General features: G+C 69.6%; 18 protein-coding genes and 1 pseudogene. 11 read left to right on the top strand and 8 right to left on the bottom strand.

The window, feature by feature from the left end; translation table 11 throughout:
- Positions 1-8: 8 nt before the first annotated feature.
- The 7 genes from bluB to FWJ24_RS12555 form a co-directional block, all read right to left on the bottom strand.
- Complete coding sequence (gene bluB / locus FWJ24_RS14660; RefSeq protein ID WP_166443703.1) at positions 9-638, bottom strand: 5,6-dimethylbenzimidazole synthase; 630 nt, start codon at positions 636-638, stop codon at positions 9-11.
- The gene (gene cobD, locus FWJ24_RS14655; RefSeq protein ID WP_166443702.1) at positions 635-1,591 is read right to left on the bottom strand and encodes a threonine-phosphate decarboxylase CobD; all 957 of its coding nucleotides are present in this window, start codon (positions 1,589-1,591) and stop codon (positions 635-637) included. The genes bluB and cobD overlap by 4 nt, the downstream gene beginning before the upstream one ends.
- On the bottom strand, positions 1,591-2,541 hold the full coding sequence (gene cbiB, locus FWJ24_RS12575) for an adenosylcobinamide-phosphate synthase CbiB (protein WP_246155678.1): 951 nt from the start codon (positions 2,539-2,541) through the stop codon (positions 1,591-1,593). Before cbiB ends, cobD begins: the two co-directional genes overlap by 1 nt.
- A gap of 115 nt (positions 2,542-2,656) precedes the next feature.
- Positions 2,657-3,445, bottom strand: a complete 789-nt coding sequence (locus FWJ24_RS12570) for an ABC transporter permease (protein ID WP_246155677.1) — start codon at positions 3,443-3,445, stop codon at positions 2,657-2,659.
- On the bottom strand, positions 3,442-4,332 hold the full coding sequence (locus FWJ24_RS12565; RefSeq protein WP_150288192.1) for an ABC transporter permease subunit: 891 nt from the start codon (positions 4,330-4,332) through the stop codon (positions 3,442-3,444). The genes FWJ24_RS12570 and FWJ24_RS12565 overlap by 4 nt, the downstream gene beginning before the upstream one ends.
- Positions 4,333-4,335: 3 nt before the next feature.
- On the bottom strand, positions 4,336-5,514 hold the full coding sequence (locus FWJ24_RS12560) for an ABC transporter ATP-binding protein (RefSeq protein WP_150288191.1): 1,179 nt from the start codon (positions 5,512-5,514) through the stop codon (positions 4,336-4,338).
- Positions 5,515-5,532: 18 nt separating this feature from the next.
- Positions 5,533-6,630, bottom strand: coding sequence for a polyamine ABC transporter substrate-binding protein (locus tag FWJ24_RS12555; RefSeq protein ID WP_150288190.1), 1,098 nt, complete (start codon positions 6,628-6,630; stop codon positions 5,533-5,535).
- A 181-nt stretch (positions 6,631-6,811) separates the two neighbouring features.
- Between FWJ24_RS12555 and FWJ24_RS12550 the strand changes: the two genes are divergently transcribed.
- The 3 genes from FWJ24_RS12550 to FWJ24_RS12540 all read left to right on the top strand — a co-directional run bounded on the left by FWJ24_RS12550 (position 6,812) and on the right by FWJ24_RS12540 (position 9,680).
- Complete coding sequence (locus FWJ24_RS12550; protein ID WP_246155676.1) at positions 6,812-7,714, top strand: transketolase; 903 nt, start codon at positions 6,812-6,814, stop codon at positions 7,712-7,714.
- Positions 7,715-7,812: 98 nt separating this feature from the next.
- A complete protein-coding gene (locus tag FWJ24_RS12545; protein WP_206110844.1) occupies positions 7,813-8,778 on the top strand; it encodes a transketolase family protein in 966 nt (321 codons plus the stop codon).
- 71 nt (positions 8,779-8,849) lie between these two features.
- On the top strand, positions 8,850-9,680 hold the full coding sequence (locus tag FWJ24_RS12540) for a DUF2793 domain-containing protein (protein WP_150288188.1): 831 nt from the start codon (positions 8,850-8,852) through the stop codon (positions 9,678-9,680).
- Positions 9,681-9,740: 60 nt separating this feature from the next.
- On the opposite strand, the gene FWJ24_RS12535 is transcribed toward FWJ24_RS12540, so the two are convergent.
- Positions 9,741-10,196, bottom strand: coding sequence for an Rrf2 family transcriptional regulator (locus FWJ24_RS12535; protein ID WP_150288187.1), 456 nt, complete (start codon positions 10,194-10,196; stop codon positions 9,741-9,743).
- Positions 10,197-10,297: 101 nt separating this feature from the next.
- Here FWJ24_RS12535 and FWJ24_RS12530 point away from each other — a divergent pair, with 101 nt between their 5' ends.
- The 8 genes and pseudogenes from FWJ24_RS12530 (at position 10,298) to dgcN (ending at position 15,664) form a co-directional block, all read left to right on the top strand.
- On the top strand, positions 10,298-10,735 hold the full coding sequence (locus FWJ24_RS12530) for a group III truncated hemoglobin (protein ID WP_246155675.1): 438 nt from the start codon (positions 10,298-10,300) through the stop codon (positions 10,733-10,735).
- Positions 10,736-10,803: 68 nt separating this feature from the next.
- Positions 10,804-11,061 (top strand): DUF2249 domain-containing protein, encoded by a 258-nt coding sequence (locus FWJ24_RS12525; protein WP_150288185.1) that lies wholly within the window; start codon positions 10,804-10,806, stop codon positions 11,059-11,061.
- 56 nt (positions 11,062-11,117) lie between these two features.
- Positions 11,118-12,473: a hypothetical protein gene (locus FWJ24_RS12520; protein ID WP_150288184.1), complete on the top strand. Its 1,356-nt coding sequence runs from the start codon at positions 11,118-11,120 to the stop codon at positions 12,471-12,473.
- A gap of 15 nt (positions 12,474-12,488) precedes the next feature.
- A pseudogene (locus FWJ24_RS12515) lies at positions 12,489-12,716 on the top strand (DUF2249 domain-containing protein); the annotation flags it as partial.
- A 49-nt stretch (positions 12,717-12,765) separates the two neighbouring features.
- Positions 12,766-13,383 (top strand): iron-sulfur cluster assembly protein, encoded by a 618-nt coding sequence (locus FWJ24_RS14950; RefSeq protein WP_150288182.1) that lies wholly within the window; start codon positions 12,766-12,768, stop codon positions 13,381-13,383.
- A complete protein-coding gene (locus FWJ24_RS12505; protein ID WP_150288181.1) occupies positions 13,377-13,598 on the top strand; it encodes a hypothetical protein in 222 nt (73 codons plus the stop codon). Before FWJ24_RS14950 ends, FWJ24_RS12505 begins: the two co-directional genes overlap by 7 nt.
- A gap of 117 nt (positions 13,599-13,715) precedes the next feature.
- On the top strand, positions 13,716-14,573 hold the full coding sequence (gene purU, locus FWJ24_RS12500) for a formyltetrahydrofolate deformylase (RefSeq protein ID WP_150288180.1): 858 nt from the start codon (positions 13,716-13,718) through the stop codon (positions 14,571-14,573).
- Between the two features lie 68 nt (positions 14,574-14,641).
- Complete coding sequence (gene dgcN, locus FWJ24_RS12495) at positions 14,642-15,664, top strand: N-acetyltransferase DgcN (RefSeq protein WP_150288179.1); 1,023 nt, start codon at positions 14,642-14,644, stop codon at positions 15,662-15,664.
- Position 15,665 lies beyond the last annotated feature (1 nt).

Raw genomic sequence — 15,665 nt, 5'->3', positions numbered from 1 at the left:
GGGCACCCTCACGCCTCGGACCAGGGGGTGGGGCTGTTTTCCTGCCAGCCGCAGCGATGGATCAGCGGCAGATCGTCATCCGCCAGCGCCGGCCGGCCGAGGCAGAGATAGGCCGTGAAGCGCCAGCGCGCCGGCACGGCGAACAGCGCCTCGACCGCGCGCGGATCGAGGATCGAGACCATGCCGAGGCCGATATTCTCCGCCCGCGCCGCCAGCCAGAGCACCTGGATCGCCATCGCCGTCGATTGCGCCAGCGTCTCCGGCATGGTCCGGCGGCCGAGCCCGTGCCCGGCCTCGGGATCGAGATCGGTGAAGACCGCGAGCTGTTCCGGCGCGCAATCGAGCCCTTCGAGCTTGAGCCGCGCGTAGCATTCGGCCCGTTCTCCGGCATAGGCCCGCGCCGCCTCGGCGTTCTCGCGCGCGAAGATCGCCCGCATTTCCGCGCGCTTCTCCGGCGAGCGGACGCGCAGCACCCGCCAGGGGCGGGAATTGCCCACGGACGGGGCAAGATCCATCGCCGCGCGCAGGCGCTCCATGAGCGATTCCGGCAGCGGATCGGGCCGGAAATGACGGATATCGCGCCGCCAGCGCAGGATTTCGCGGAGGATATCCGCATCCGCTGCCGTGAACCGGGTCATGCGAGTGCCGCCGCCGCCATGGCAAGGCGCCGCCATTCCGGCTCCGCCCCCGGCAGGCCGAGGCGCAGCCAATGCGCCGAATAGGGAAAGATACGGCTCCAGATCCGCGCCTCGGCGAGGATCGCCTGCGCGCGGGGCGCATCCTCGCTCCGATAGAGCCGGAACAGCATCGTGCCGCCGATGCAGGGCAAGGGGATCAGTGCGTCGAGTCTGGCCGCGTCGTGGACGAGCCGCGCGGCCGTCTCCGAGCGCCAGCGGTCGTCGAGAAGCGCGGCGCGCCCGACCGCGATCGCCGCGCCCGAGACCGGCCAGGGCCCCGCCATCGCCACAAGCCGTGCGATATCCTGCGCTTCCCCGAGCGCGAAGCCGAGCCTGAGCCCGGCGAGCCCGTAGAACTTGCCGAAGGAGCGCAGCACCAGCAGCCCGGCGCGCCCGGCCCATGGCGCGAGGGACAAAGCCGGGTCGCCGTCGGCGAAGCTCTCGTCAACGACGAGCAGCCCGACCCGGCCCAAGAGGCCGAGCAATTCCTCCGGCGCGCGGGCGGCGCCGTCCGGATTGTTGGGGTTGACCAGCACGGCGATGTCGGCGCCGGCGAGATCCTCCGGCCGGCCAACCTCCTCGACGCGCCAGCCGGCGGCGGCGAGGCTCGCCGCGTGCTCGTTATAGGTTGGGGCGAGGATACGGGCGCATCCCGGCGCCCGCAGGCGCGGCAGCAGCTGGATCGCCGCTTGCGCCCCGGCCAGCGGCGCAAGCGGCGCCGCACTGGCATAGGCGTGCCGCGCGGCGGCCTTCAGACTTTCGAGCGCGGCGGCATCGGGGAGATCCGTCCAGCACGAGGCCGGCAGCGGCGGCAACGGATAGGCGAGGCGGTTGATGCCGGTGGAGAGGTCGAGCCATTCGCCGGGGCCGAAGCGGGCGCGCGCCGCGCCAAGATCACCGCCATGATCGCGCATCACATCCCCCACCAGGCCACGAGCAGCGCAACCGGCGCCGCAAGCAGCACCAGCGCGCGGCGATAAAGCCGCAGCCCGGCGCCGATATCCGCCGCGCCGGGATCGCGCGCGCCGGCATTGACATAGGGTTCTTCCGCGATCCGCGCACCGTAGCGCCGCGGGCCGGAGAGCCGCACCCCGAGCGCATCGGCCATCGCGGCTTCCGGCCAGCCAGCATTGGGCGAGCGATGGCGCGGCGCGTCGCGCAGCATGGCGGCGAGGCCGGCCCGCGGCCGGCCGGCAGCGAGCGCAAGCAGAAGCCCGGTCAGCCGCGCGGGAGCGAGGTTGACGAGATCATCGAACCGCGCCGAAGCCCAACCGAAGGCGGCGAAGCGCTCCGAACGATGGCCGATCATCGAATCGAGCGTGTTGACCGCCTTGTAGGCGGCGATGCCCGGAAGCCCCAGCAGCGCCCCCCAGAACAGCGGCGCGACCACCCCATCGGAGGCGTTCTCGGCCAGGCTCTCGATCGCCGCGCGCGCGATCCCGGCCGCATCCAGCGCTTCCGGATCGCGCCCCACGATCATCGCCACCGCTGCACGCGCCGCCGCGAGATCGCCCGCCGCCAGCGGCCGCGCCACCGCCGCCACATGCGCATCGAGCGCGCGCGCCGCGACGAGCGGCCAGGCGAAGAGCCCGACGAGGAGGACCCCGGCGAGCCCCGCCGGCAGCAGCGCCTCGACGAGGAGGGCCGGGCCGGCGGCGGCGGCGGTGACGAGGAGGAGCGTCGCGATCCCGCCGAGCCGGCGGCGGCGCGCGGAGGCGCCCTCCCGGTTGAGGCGCTGCTCCAGCGCCGTGATCAGCGCGCCGATCCAGACGACCGGATGGCGGATCCGCGCGAAGAATGCGCGCGGCCAGCCGATCGCGGCATCGACCGCAAGCGCCACCAGCATGGCCGCCGCCGCGCTCACGCTCCCCCTCCCGCCTCGGTTTCCGTTCCGGCCATGGCCCGCTCATGCGGATTCGCGGCACCGGTGGCAAGTCTTCCGGCAAGTGTTCGGCACGCGCCCGCTCCGGCGCGATCCGTCAGCCGCGCGGCAGGAGGTTGCGCTTGGCGATCAGCGAGGCGGCGACGAGAACCAGCGCCACGAGCGCGATCAGGATCGTCGAGGCGGCGTTGATCTCCGGCGTCACGCCCAGCCGAATCGCGGAATAGATCCGCATCGGCAGCGTGGTCGCGCCGGGGCCGGTGGTGAAGGAGGCGATGACGAGATCGTCGAGCGAGAGCGTGAAGGCGAGCAGCCAGGCGGCGGCGAGGCCGGGCAGGATCAGCGGCAGCGTCACGCTCGCAAAGACGCGCCAGGGCGGCGCGCCGAGATCCTGCGCCGCCTCCTCCAGGCTGCGATCCATGCCGACGAGCCGGGCCTGCACGACAATCGTCGCGAAACAGGTCGTCAGCGTCACATGCGCGATGGTCACGGTCCAGAAGCCGCGTTCCAGACCGGCGCCGACGAAGAGCAGCAGCAGCGACAGGCCGGTGATCACCTCCGGCATCACCAGCGGTGCCGCCACCGCGCCCGAGAGCAGCCCCCGCCCCGTGAAGCGGCCGAACCGCACCAGCGCGATCGCCGCCAGCGTCCCGAGCAGCGTGGCGAGGCTGGCCGAGAGCGCCGCGACGCGCAGCGAGAGCCAGAACGCGTCGATGAGCGCCGCGTTGCGCAGAAGGGCGCCGTACCAATGCAGGGAGAACCCGCCCCAGACCGTGACCAGCCGCGAGGCGTTGAAGGAATAGAGCACAAGCACCAGGATCGGCAGATAGAGGAAGCCGAGCCCCGCGACGAGCGCAACGAGATGGGGAGCGCGCAGCCCGTTCACGCCGCCGCCCCCTTCGCCAGCCGCTGGAAGAACAGGATCGGTCCGACGAGCAGCAGAAGCAGAAGCACCGCCACCGCCGAGGCCAGCGGCCAGTCCCGGTTCGAGAAGAAATCGGTCCAGAGCACCTTGCCGATCATCAGCGTATCGGGACCGCCGAGAAGATCCGGCACCACGAATTCCCCGACCGCCGGCACGAAGACCAGAAAGGCGCCGGCGAGGATCCCCGGCTTGGCGAGCGGGATCGTTACCGTGAGGAGCCGGCGCAGCGGCGGCGCGCCGAGATCGGCGGCGGCCTCGATCAGGCTGCGGTCGAGCCGCTCCAGCGCCGCGTAGACCGGCAGGACCATGAAGGGCAGGTAGGAATAGACGAGCCCGATCAGAACCGCCGCCTCGGTGTTAAGGATGCGGAGCGGCTCTGAAATCACCCCGAGCCTGAGCAGAACCAGGTTCAGCACCCCCTCCGGCCGCAGGATCGCGATCCAGGCATAGACGCGGATCAGGAACGAGGTCCAGAATGGCAGGATCACCAGCACCACCAGCGCCGTCTGCCAGCGGCGCGGCGCCGAAGCCATGGCATAGGCGAGCGGAAAGCCGACGAGCAGCGCGAGCAGCGTCGCCAGCGCCGCAAGCCGCAGCGAGGAGAGAAGAGCGTCGAGATAGAGCGAATCCGCGAGGATCACCGCGAAGGTCTCGCCGTCGAGCGCCGCGAGGAAAGCGCCGAGCCGCGACCAGCCCTCCCAATGCGGCGCATAGGGCGGCAGCGCCGGCGCGGAATCGGACAAGGCGATCCGAAGCACGATGGCGAAGGGGAGGAGGAAGAACAGCCCCAGCCAGAGTAGCGGCGGCCCCACAACGAAGAGCCGGAGGAGGCGGCGCGGCACGGCCATGGCTTAGCCTGCCAGCAGGATGCCGGCCTCGGCATCCCAGCTCAGCCAGACCCGATCGTCCCAGGCGAGCGGCCGCTCGACCCGCCGCGTGCGGTTCGCCAGCGCGACCTTGAAGAGCGGCCCGCCCTCGCCGCCGACCTTGACCTGGAACATCGTGAAATCCCCCAGATAGCCGATATCCCAGATCTCGCCGGCGAGCTTGTTGACGGCCTGCGGCGGCTCGGCATGGGTGATCGCGACCTTCTCGGGCCGCAGGGCCACCGTCACCGCGGCCCCCGGATGCAGCCCCGGCGGCGGATCGGCGATGATGACGAGCCCTTCCGGCGCCGTCCGGATCGAGACGAAGGCCTCCGACGCTTCCGTGATCGTCCCCTCGACGAGATTCACGTCGCCGACGAATTCCGCGACGAACCGCGTCGCCGGGTTCTCGTAGATCACTTCCGGCGGCGCGACCTGCGCGATCCGGCCGCCGGACATCACCGCGATCCGGTCGGCCAGCGCCATCGCCTCGTCCTGGTCATGCGTGACCATGACGAAGGTGAGCCCGAGTTCGGATTGCAGATCCATCAATTCGTATTGTGTCGCCTCGCGCAGCTTGCGGTCGAGCGCGCCGAGCGGTTCGTCGAGCAGCAGCACCTTGGGCCGCTTCGCGAGCGCCCGGGCGAGCGCGACGCGCTGGCGCTGGCCGCCGGAAAGCTGGTCCGGTCGGCGCCGGCCGAGCCCTTCCAGCTTGACCAGAGCCAGCATTTCCGCGACGCGCCGCGCGATCTCGGTCCGCGGCTGCCCCTCCTGGCGCAGGCCATAGGCGATGTTGTCCTCCACGCTCATATGCGGAAAGAGCGCATAGGACTGGAACATCATGTTCGTCGGCCGGCGATACGGCGGAATGCCGGCGAGATCCTGCCCATCGATGGCGATTCGCCCGGAATCCGGGGTCTCGAACCCGGCGAGCATGCGCATCAGCGTCGTCTTGCCGCAACCCGACGGCCCGAGCAGCGCGAAGAACTCGCCGGGATAGATCGCGAGTGTCAAATCGTCGACGGCGGTGACGCCGCCGAACCGCTTGGTGACGCCCTCGAAGGTAACGAGCGGCCGCGCGGCCGGATTCGCCCAGGGGGCGAAGGCACGGCGGATATTGCCGAGCGACTTGCGCGGTGGCACGGAAGGCGGGAGGCCGGCCATGACGGGCTCCAGGGGCGCCTAGCGCCCGGTTTTCACCCTGGTCCAGAGGCGGTTGACCGCCTTCTGCGTCTTCTCGTCATAGGGCGTGATCGTGTAGAGGCGCGCGAGCACTGCCGGGGGCGGATAGATGCCGGGATCCTTCAGGATTTCGGGATCGACCTGCGCCTGCGCCGCAAGATTGCCGGAGGCATATTGGATGAAGTTCGAGTTCTTCGCCGCAACCTCCGGCCGGTTGACGAAATCGATGAAGCGATAGGCCGCGTCCTTGTTGCCGGCATCGGCGGGGATGACGAAGCTGTCGAACCACATGAGCGCGCCCTCCTTCGGAATCGAATAGGCGATCTCGACGCCGTTCTTCGCTTCCCGCGCGCGCTTGCGCGCCTGGAGCACGTCGCCGGAATAGCCCACGGCAAAGCAGATGTCGCCGTTGGCGAGCGCGTTGATGTATTCGGAGGAGTGGAATTTCTGGATATGCGGCCGGATCTTCGCGAGCAGATCGGCCGCCTTGCGCAGATCAGCCTCCTTCTTCGAGTCCGGATCGAGCCCGAGATAGCGCAGCGCCGCCGGAAACATCTCCTCGGTGGCATCGAGCACATGCACGCCGCAATCCTTCAGCTTCGCGAGCCTGGCGGGATCGAACAGCACCGACCAGCTGTCGATCACCGCATCGGCGCCGAGCCGCTGCCGGACCTTGGCGACATTGTAGCCGATGCCGGTGGTGCCCCACATGTAATTGACCGCATAGACATTGCCGGGATCGTATTTCGCGAGCCGGCCGGTGATCTCCGGCCACATATGCTTCAGATTGTCGAGCTTCGCCCTGTCGAGCGGCTGATAGAGCTTCAGCGGAATGTGCCGCGGCAGGAAGGAAGCCGTGACCACGACGAGATCATAGCCAGTCTTGCCGGCGAGAAGCTTGGTTTCGACCGTCTCCATCTGGTCGAACGTGTCGTAGACGACCTTGATCCCCGTCTCCCGGGTAAAGGCTTCGAGCACGGCGGGGTCGACATAATCCGACCAGTTGAAGATCCTGAGCTGATCCTGCTGGGCATTGGCGGTCAGTGCCTGAAGCCCAAGCGTCGCGGCGAGCAGAATTCGGGTGGCGAAGCGCTGCACGGGAATCCTCCGGGAAAGAAAGGCTCGGCCGCCGGCCGATCAGCGGGGAGAGTAGCAACTCCCCGAACCGATGCAATCGGTCGCGACACGCGAAGGCGGAATCAGGCTTGATTTCCAAGGCTTGCCTGGGCGAGGCTCGCCGCACAGAGCCGGGACATCCGGCCGCTCCGGAGGAACTCCCATGCCGACCCCCGCAATGCCCGCTCTTGCGATGCCGGGCGCGAGGCGCCCGCACGGCGCCAATCTCAGCCTCGCGGAACGCGCCTACCGCATCCGCCGCCACGCATTGCGCATGGGCGAGGTGCAGGGCCAGGGCTATATCGCGCAAGCCCTGGGCGTGGCGGACATGCTCGCGGTCTCGTATTTCCACGCCCTGAATTATCGCCCGGACGAGCCGGAATGGGAGGGGCGGGACCGGTTCCTGCTCTCGATCGGGCATTATGCGATCGCGCTCTACGCGGCGCTGATCGAGGCCGGAATCCTGCCCGAGGGCGAGATCGAGACCTATGGCGCGGATGACAGCCGGATGCCGATGTCCGGCATGGCGGCCTACACGCCGGGCATGGAGATCACCGGCGGCTCGCTCGGCCACGGGCTCGGCATCGCGGTGGGCTTCGCGCTGGGGCTGAAGCGCAAGCGCAACCCGGCCTTCGTCTACAACCTGCTCTCGGACGGCGAACTCGACGAGGGCTCGACCTGGGAGGCGGCCATGGCCGCCGCCTCGCACCGGCTCGGCAACCTGATCGCCATCGTCGACGTGAACCTGATGCAGGCGGACGGCGTCTCGGTCGAGGTGTCGAATTTCGAGCCGCTCGAACCGAAATGGGCGGCGTTCGGCTGGCATGTGAGCCGGGTCGACGGCAACGACATTCCGGCCCTGGTCGCGGCCTTCGACGCGGCCCGCGCGCTGGCGGAACCGCGGCCGCGCGTCATCATCTGCGACACCAAGATGGCCAAGGGCGTGCCCTTCCTCGAAGCGCGCGAGCGCAACCATTTCCTGCGCGTCGAGGCGGATGAATGGGCGAAGGCGATAGACATCCTCGACGCCGCCCGCGACGCGGCGCTCGCGCGGGGAGACGCCTGATGACCCATGCTCCCGGTTTCACGCCTTCGGGCCTGTCGACGCGCGAATCGAAATCCACGCCCCGCACGGTCCGCCGCGGCCCCAACGGCGAAAGGCTGATGACCTCGGCGATGATCGCCTCGATCGCCGCGCCGGGCCAGCGCACCGCGCCCGCGCCCTTCGGCCAGGCGCTGGTCGAACTCGCGAAAACGAACGACAAGATCGTCGGGCTGACGGCGGATCTCTCGAAATACACCGATCTCCACGTCTTCGCCAAAGCACATCCGGACCGGTTTTACCAGATGGGCATGGCCGAGGCCGTGCTGATGAGCGCCGCCGCAGGGCTGGCGCGCGAGGGGTTCACGCCCTTCGCCACCACCTATGCCGTGTTCGCCTCGCGACGGGCCTATGATTTCATCTGCATGGCGATTGCCGAGGAGGCGCTCGACGTGAAGATCGTCTGCGCGCTGCCGGGGCTGACGACCGGTTACGGCCCCTCGCACCAGGCGACCGAGGATGTCGCGATCTTCCGCGGCCTGCCGAACATGACGATCATCGATCCGTGCGACGCGCACGAGATCGCCCAGGCGGTGCCGGCGATCGCGGCGCACAAGGGCCCGGTCTATATGCGGCTGCTGCGCGGCAACGTGCCGCTCATGCTCGATGAATACGGCTACCGCTTCGAACTCGGCAAGGCGAAGATGATCCGGGACGGCCGCGACGTGCTGGTGATCTCGACCGGGCTCATGACCATGCGGGCGCTGGAGGCGGCAGAAGCCCTGCGCAGGGACAATGTCGATGTCGCGGTGCTGCACGTGCCCACCATCAAGCCGCTCGATACGCAAACGATCCTCCGCGAGGCGGGCATTGGTGGCCGGCTGGTCGTGGTCGCCGAGAATCACACGATCGTCGGCGGCCTCGGCGAGGCGGTGGCCGCGACGCTGCTCCGCGCCGGCGTGACGCCGCGCTTTCGCCAGATCGCGTTGCCCGACGAGTTCCTCGACGCCGGCGCGCTGCCGACACTGCATGACCGCTACCGAATCTCGGCGGCGGCGGTCGCGGCGCAGATCAGGGAATGGCTCTGACGGGCACTTATCCCCGCATCTCCGGCTGCTCCTAGACTGGCGCGCGCAATCCCCGCGCGTCAGGAGCCGCCATGTCCACCACCCCCAATCTTGCCCTGCCCTATCTCGCGGCCGGCCAGGCCCAGAAGCACGTAACGCTCAACGAAAGCCTGCGCCGGCTCGATGCCCTGGTCCAGCTTGCGGTCGCCAGTCGGAGCCTCGCCGCGCCGCCGGCGAGCCCGACCGAGGGCGATCGCTACATCGTGCCCGCCGGCGCGACCGGCGCATGGGCTGGCCGGACAACCCAGATCGCCGCCTGGCAGGATGCGGCCTGGGCCTTCTACGCGCCGGAGACGGGCTGGGTCGCCTGGCTCGCCGACGAGGCGGGGCTCGTCGGCTTCGACGGCGCCGGCTGGGTCGCCGCCGGCGGAACGCTCCAGAACCGCCCGCTTGTCGGCGTCAACGCCACGGCCGATACGACCAACCGGTTGAGCGTGAACGCGCCGGCGACGCTGCTGAACCACGAGGGCGCGGGGCATCAGCTCAAGATCAACAAGGCGGCAGCCGCGGACACCGCCACGCTGCTGTTCCAGACCGGGTTCTCCGGCCGCGCGGAAATCGGGCTCGCGGGCACGGATGCCTTTTCGTTCAAGGTCTCCGCCGACGGCGCCGCCTGGTCAAACGCCATCCATGTCGCCGGCGACGGCAAGGTGGGGATCGGCGGCATCACCGCGCCCTCGGTGGCGCTTCAGACCGGCGGGCCGGTGCGGGTGGCGGGCTACACGGTGGCGGGGCTGCCTGCCGCCGCCGCCGCCGGCGCCGGCGCCATCGCCTTCGTCTCGAACGAGGCCGGCGGCGCGGTGCTCGCCTTCTCCGACGGCGCCGCCTGGCGACGCGTGACCGACAGGGCAGTGGTGGCCTAGGCAGGCCCCTTCCGACGGCATGAGATCGACCGGCCGCCGCGCGCTCGGAAAACGCGTTCGCTAGGCATCCGGATGCCGGGCACCGCCAGGCGGCACGGAATCGAGCATCAGCGCATCGGCCGAATGGCGCAGATCGGCGAGCGTATACTGGTCGAGCGCCGCCACGAACGCCGCAAGCCCGGCATTGAGGATGCGCGGCAGCCGGCAGGTTCCGGTGATCGCGCAGCCATTGCCGGTCGTGTAGCATTCGACCAGCGCGAAATCCGGCTCGGTGGCGCGCACCACCGCGCCGAGGCGGATCTCCTCCGGCGGATGCGCGAGCCGCAGCCCGCCGGAACGGCCGCGCACCGCGACCAGGATGCCGGCGCGGGTGAGCACATTGGCGACTTTCATCATATGCCCGCGCGAGACCCCGTAGCGCCGCGTCGCCTCCTCGATCGTGACCAGCCGATCCCCGGCCGCCTGCGCGAGCATCAGCAGGCGTAGGGCATAATCGGTGAGCATCGTCAAACGCATGTCAGCCCATCCTTAAAATCATAAAAAGGGTATATCTTTTGCCCTGCATCCGTGATAGAAATATTTTCAATCGATCTTTTACGCTTTGACCGACCGAACCCATGGCGATGCACCTGCCCCTTGCGAGAGATCCGCATCCGAAGGCGCCCGGTCTCGCAGTCGGGATCGACGAGGCGCTCATCGCGCGGATCGTCACGAGCTTCTACGGGATGGTCCGCCGCGACCCGGCACTCGGCCCGATCTTCGAGAGCCGGATCACCGATTGGGATGCGCATCTCGAGAAGCTCACGCGGTTCTGGTCGAGCGTCACGCTGCTGACCGGCGCCTACAAAGGCACGCCGATGCAGGCGCATCTCGGCCTGCCGGGCGTCGAGGACGTCCATTACGCGATCTGGCTCCAGCTTTTCGACGCCGCACTCGCCCGGCATTGCACGCCGGCGCAGGCGGAAATCTTCCGCAGCCGCGCCGTGCGGATGGCGGCGAGCTTCCGCCTCGCCGGACGCTCCGGCATCCGCCTGGAGGCCGTCACCTCCGGCTGAGCACCCCCGCGCTGCGGGCCGGTCGCACCGCAGCATCGGATCCCCATCGCGACCCATGGAGCCTGTCTATGTCGAACCCGGTCCAGAGCGAGGCCAACATCGTCGATGTCCGCGCGCTGGTGCCCGCCCAGCGGCATCAGAAGATCTTCCAGCTCGTGGCGGAACTGACGCCCGGCGCGGCCTTCGTGCTCGTCAACGACCACGATCCGAAGCCGCTCTATTACCAGCTCGAGGCGGAATATCCGAAGCAGTTCTCCTGGACCTATCTCGAGCGCGGTCCCGAGGTCTGGCGCGTCGAGATCGGCAAGGTCGCCGCGGCCGCCTGAGGCGCATCCCGCCCCGCATCCACTGGCGTGGATGCGGGGCCGTATCGGAGGTTCGCATGGTCGGCGTCTCGCTATCCCGCTGGACGATGTCCTATTTCAGCGCGGCGCTCGCGGCGCTGCTCGCGGCCGAGCTGCTGATGGCGCTCGGCTTCGGCTTTCCTGCCGCGCCGCTGCGCGCGCCGGAAACGCTCATCCTCGTCCATATCGTCGCGATCGGCTGGCTGAGCCTGCTGATGTGCGGGGCATTGCTGCAATTCGTGCCGGTGCTCGTCGCCTCGCCGCTCCGGAGCGCCTCGCTCGCATTGCCGGCATTGCTGTCGCTGCTCGGCGGTCTCGCGGCGCTGATCCTCGCCTTCCTGCAATTCGGGGGACGGATCCAGACCGGGCATCCGCTCTTCGCCTGTGCCGCGCTGCTGCTCGGGCTCGGCTTCGGGCTCGTGCTCTGGGCGCTCGCGCGGACCCTGCGCGCGGCGCCCGCCTGGTCGCTGCCCGCATGGTTCGTCGTCGCCGGGCTCGCGAGCCTCGTCGCGACCGCGAGCCTCGGCATCATCTTCGCGCTGGTCCATGGCGGGATCACCGAGGCGCCGGCGCTTGCCGCGCTGGCGGGACCGGCGCTGCCGCTGCATGCGCTTGCGGGTTTCGGCGGCTGGCTCACCTTCACCGCGATCGGCGTCAGTTACCGGCTGCTGGCGATGTTCATGCTGGCGCCGGAACTCGCCGGCCGCCGCCCGAAGGCGGCGCTGCTGCTCGGCAGTGCGGCGCTCGCGATCGCGATCCTCGGCGGGAGCGCGGTCATCCTGCGCGAGGGCGACCCCATCCATGCGCTGTGCCTCGGCGGGATTCTCGGCGCGGCGGCGCTCGCACTCTATGGCGCGGATATCCGCCATCTCTACCGGGCGCGGCTGCGGCGGCACATCGAGCTCAACAGCCGCATGGCCGGCTTCGCGCTCGGCTCGCTCGCCGCCGCCATGCTGCTCGGGCTCGGGCTCGCCGTTCTGGGCCGGCTCGAGGATCAGATCGGCGCGCTCACCTTCCTGCTCGTCTTCGGCTGGCTCTCCGGGCTGGGGCTCGCGAAACTGTTCAAGATCGTCGCCTTCATCACCTGGCTCGAATGCTATGGCCCGGTCCTCGGCCGGACGGCGACGCCGCGCGTGCAGGATCTCGTTGTCGAAAGCCGCGCGCGGCCCTGGTTCCTGCTCTATTTCGGCGCGGTCTGGACCGGCACGGCATTCCTGCTGCTCGGGCAGCCGACCGGATTCCGGATCATCGCCGCCCTGCTCCTCGTCGCGACGCTCGGCATCGTCGGCGAATTGCTGCGGATCCGGCGCCTGGCCGATATCGCCGGTGCGCTTCGCCTGCCGCCCGGCGCCCGCGCACCGCGCCTGCTCTTCGCCGATATCCGCAAACCCTGAAACCGGGAGACGACCATGCACACCACCTCCTTCGCCGAACTCGATGTCCGCCCCATCCTGCGCGGGGGCGGCGAGCCCTTCGAGGCCATCATGACCGCAATCGCCGGTCTCGCGCCGGGGCAGGGCCTGCGACTCCTCGCGACCTTCAAGCCAGCACCGCTCTTCTCGGTGCTGGGGGCGCGCGGCTTCACGCATGAGGCGCGGGAGATCGACGGCGGCGATTGGGAGGTGCTGTTCCACCCGCCGGCGGCGTGACGCGCCGCGCAACAGCCGAACCCTGAGGAGAATCGCGATGTTCATCCAGATCGAAGCAACGCCCGACCCCGGACGGTTGCGATTCCTGCCCGGCCAGGCGGTCTTTCCCGGCGGCCGGCTGGACATCGCCGACCGGAACCGGCGCCATCTCTCGCCGCTCGCGACGCGGCTGTTCGACATCGCCGGAATCGCCGGGGTGACGCTTGAGGGCGATGCGATCGTCGTGCGCGCCGAACCCGATGCCTGGACGCATCTCAAGCCGGCGATCCTCGGCGTGGTGATGGAGCATTTCCTCTCCGGCGCGCCGCATGTGACGCTGCCCCCCGAGGGCGCCGATTCCGGCGCCCTGGCGGCCGACAGGATCCGCACCGCGCTGCGGCAGGTGATCGACCCCGAGCTCGGCTTCAACATCGTCGATCTCGGCCTGATCTACGATATCGATATCATCGACACCCTCGCTGCCATCACCATGACGACCACGACGCGCGGCTGCCCCGCCACCGATTATCTCCAGAACGGCGCCGCCGAGGCGGCGCGCGGCGTGGCGGGGATCGAGGCTGTCGATGTCCGCCTGAGCTATGATCCGCCATGGAACCCGGAGATGATGAGCGATGCCGCCAAGGCGGAACTCACCCGGAGGCGCAACCCGTGGTGAACGAATCCCCGGAACCGGAAATCGCCCGTGAGCCGGTCGAACGGCTCGCGGGGATCCTGCTCTCGAGCCTCGTCGCGCTCGCCGAGGCCGGAAGGGTCGAGGAGGCGTGCCGGCACGCGGGCGCGGCCTGCGTCGCACTGCGCCGGAGCGACCCGCGCGCGGCACGGCGTTTCGACGTGCTGCTCCACCGCCTGTCGCCGCGCCTCGATTGGTGAGCGGCCGCCGACGCGGCCAGCATCGGACTTGACGCGATCCGCCGGCGGGTTAGAGGCTCGCTTCCCGCCGGGGCAGCCCGGAGCGATGCCCGCGATTGCCGCCCTCGGAACCCCGCCATGATTGCCGAGCATGTCCTGTCCCTGTCCTGTCCCGACCGGCCCGGCATCGTTGCCGCCGTCGCGACGCATCTGTTCGAGGCCGGCTACACGATCCTCGACGCCCAGCAATTCGACGACGCGCAGAGCGGCCAGTTCTTCATGCGGGTGGTGTTCGGCGCGGCGACCGCAACGGCCGCGGCCGACCCGGTTCCGGCCTTCGGCGCGCTGGCCGCGCGCTTCGGGATGCGCTGGCGGATCACGCCGCGCGCGCACCGGCCGCGGGTGATGATCCTCGTCTCGCGCTTCGATCATTGCCTCGCCGACCTGCTCTATCGCTGGCGGATCGGCGAACTCGCGATGGAGATCGTCGGCATCATCGCCAACCATCCGCGCGAGACCTACGCGCATCTCGATTTCACCGGCCTCGCCTTCCATCATTGCCCGGTGAGCAAGGCGACGAAGCTCGAGCAGGAAAGCGCGATCTGGGATCTGATCCGCGCGGCGGAGACGGATCTCGTCGTGCTCGCGCGCTACATGCAGGTGCTCTCGGACGGGCTCGCGGCGAAGCTGGCCGGGCGCTGCATCAACATCCACCATTCCTTCCTGCCGGGATTCAAGGGCGCGAAGCCCTATCATCAGGCGCATGAGCGCGGCGTGAAGCTGATCGGCGCGACCGCGCATTACGTGACGAGCGATCTCGACGAGGGACCGATCATCGAGCAGGATGTCGAGCGCATCAGCCATCGCGACACGCCGGAGGACCTGATCCGCAAGGGGCGCGACATCGAACGCCGCGTGCTCGCGCGCGCCGTGCGCTACCATCTCGAGAACCGAGTCATCCTCAATGGCGGCAAGACGGTGGTGTTCGCGGACTGAACCCGGCCAAAGAGGCTGACAAGCGCGCCGCGACGCGGCAAAGTACGGCGATTCCTGCGGGAGGATCCATGCGCGTCGCGGCCCCCTACCTGATGTTTCTCGGCGATGTGCCGGACCAGCTCGCGGCAAAGACCGCGCAGGGCATCGTCGATTGGCGCCCGGAATGGTGCCTCGGCCAGTTGCGCCTTCCCGGCTGCCAGGCCGATCTCGGTATTGCCGACATGACGATCGCCAGCGCGGTGGCGCATGGGGCGCGGACGATGATCATCGGCGTCGCCAATGCCGGCGGGGTGCTGCCGGACCATTGGACGGAGGTGATCGTCGCGGCGATCGAGGCCGGACTCGACATCGCGAGCGGGCTCCATGCCCGGCTCGCCTCCAAGCCCGCGATCCGCGCCGCGGCCGAGGCGCATGGCCGGCAGCTGACCGATGTCCGCCATTCCACCGAGACCTTCGCGACCGGCAAGGGCACGAAGCGGCCGGGCCTGCGCCTCCTCACCGTCGGCACCGATTGCTCGGTGGGGAAGAAATATACCGCACTCGCGCTCGAGAAAGCGATGCGGGCGCGCGGGCTCGATGCCGATTTCCGCGCGACGGGCCAGACCGGAGTGTTCATTTCGGGCCGCGGCGTCGCGATCGATGCCGTGGTGGCGGATTTCATCTCCGGCGCCGTCGAATGGCTCGCGCCTGCCGCCGCGCCCGGCCATTGGGACCTGATCGAGGGGCAGGGTTCGCTGTTCCACCCCTCCTTCGCGGGGGTGAGCCTCGGGCTGCTCCACGGCGCGCAGGCGGATGCCTTCGTCATCTGCCACGAGCCGACGCGCCGGACGATGCGCGGCGTCGCGCATCCGCTGCCCACGATCGCCGATGTGATCGACCTGACGATGCGCTGCGGCGCGCTGACCAACCCGGATATCCGCCCGGTCGGCATCGCGATCAACACCGAGAAGCTGACGCCCGACGCCGCGGCCGCGCTCATCGAGGAGACCGAGCGCGCGCATGGCCTGCCGACGACCGACCCGATCCGCTTCGGGGTCGAGGGGATCGTTGATCGGCTCGTCGCCGAATTTCCGCACAGCGCGCGCGCCTGAG

The organism is Rhabdaerophilum calidifontis (assembly GCF_008641065.1).
In the GTDB taxonomy this organism is placed as follows: Bacteria; Pseudomonadota; Alphaproteobacteria; order Rhizobiales; family Beijerinckiaceae; genus Rhabdaerophilum; species Rhabdaerophilum calidifontis.
This window is presented reverse-complemented; position numbering and strand designations above follow the sequence as displayed.

What these genes read in the sequence shown, in the direction of transcription:
- FWJ24_RS12530 (WP_246155675.1), top strand. Translation starts at nt 10,298, where the DNA reads ATGGCGATGCACCTGCCCCTTGCGAGAGATCCGCATCCGAAGGCGCCC.
- FWJ24_RS12535 (WP_150288187.1), bottom strand. Translation starts at nt 10,196, where the DNA reads ATGCGTTTGACGATGCTCACCGATTATGCCCTACGCCTGCTGATGCTC.
- purU (WP_150288180.1), top strand. Translation starts at nt 13,716, where the DNA reads ATGATTGCCGAGCATGTCCTGTCCCTGTCCTGTCCCGACCGGCCCGGC.
- FWJ24_RS12565 (WP_150288192.1), bottom strand. Translation starts at nt 4,332, where the DNA reads ATGGCCGTGCCGCGCCGCCTCCTCCGGCTCTTCGTTGTGGGGCCGCCG.
- FWJ24_RS12525 (WP_150288185.1), top strand. Translation starts at nt 10,804, where the DNA reads ATGTCGAACCCGGTCCAGAGCGAGGCCAACATCGTCGATGTCCGCGCG.
- FWJ24_RS12545 (WP_206110844.1), top strand. Translation starts at nt 7,813, where the DNA reads ATGACCTCGGCGATGATCGCCTCGATCGCCGCGCCGGGCCAGCGCACC.
- FWJ24_RS14950 (WP_150288182.1), top strand. Translation starts at nt 12,766, where the DNA reads ATGTTCATCCAGATCGAAGCAACGCCCGACCCCGGACGGTTGCGATTC.
- FWJ24_RS12550 (WP_246155676.1), top strand. Translation starts at nt 6,812, where the DNA reads ATGCCGACCCCCGCAATGCCCGCTCTTGCGATGCCGGGCGCGAGGCGC.
- cobD (WP_166443702.1), bottom strand. Translation starts at nt 1,591, where the DNA reads ATGCGCGATCATGGCGGTGATCTTGGCGCGGCGCGCGCCCGCTTCGGC.
- bluB (WP_166443703.1), bottom strand. Translation starts at nt 638, where the DNA reads ATGACCCGGTTCACGGCAGCGGATGCGGATATCCTCCGCGAAATCCTG.
- dgcN (WP_150288179.1), top strand. Translation starts at nt 14,642, where the DNA reads ATGCGCGTCGCGGCCCCCTACCTGATGTTTCTCGGCGATGTGCCGGAC.
- FWJ24_RS12560 (WP_150288191.1), bottom strand. Translation starts at nt 5,514, where the DNA reads ATGGCCGGCCTCCCGCCTTCCGTGCCACCGCGCAAGTCGCTCGGCAAT.
- FWJ24_RS12520 (WP_150288184.1), top strand. Translation starts at nt 11,118, where the DNA reads ATGGTCGGCGTCTCGCTATCCCGCTGGACGATGTCCTATTTCAGCGCG.
- FWJ24_RS12540 (WP_150288188.1), top strand. Translation starts at nt 8,850, where the DNA reads ATGTCCACCACCCCCAATCTTGCCCTGCCCTATCTCGCGGCCGGCCAG.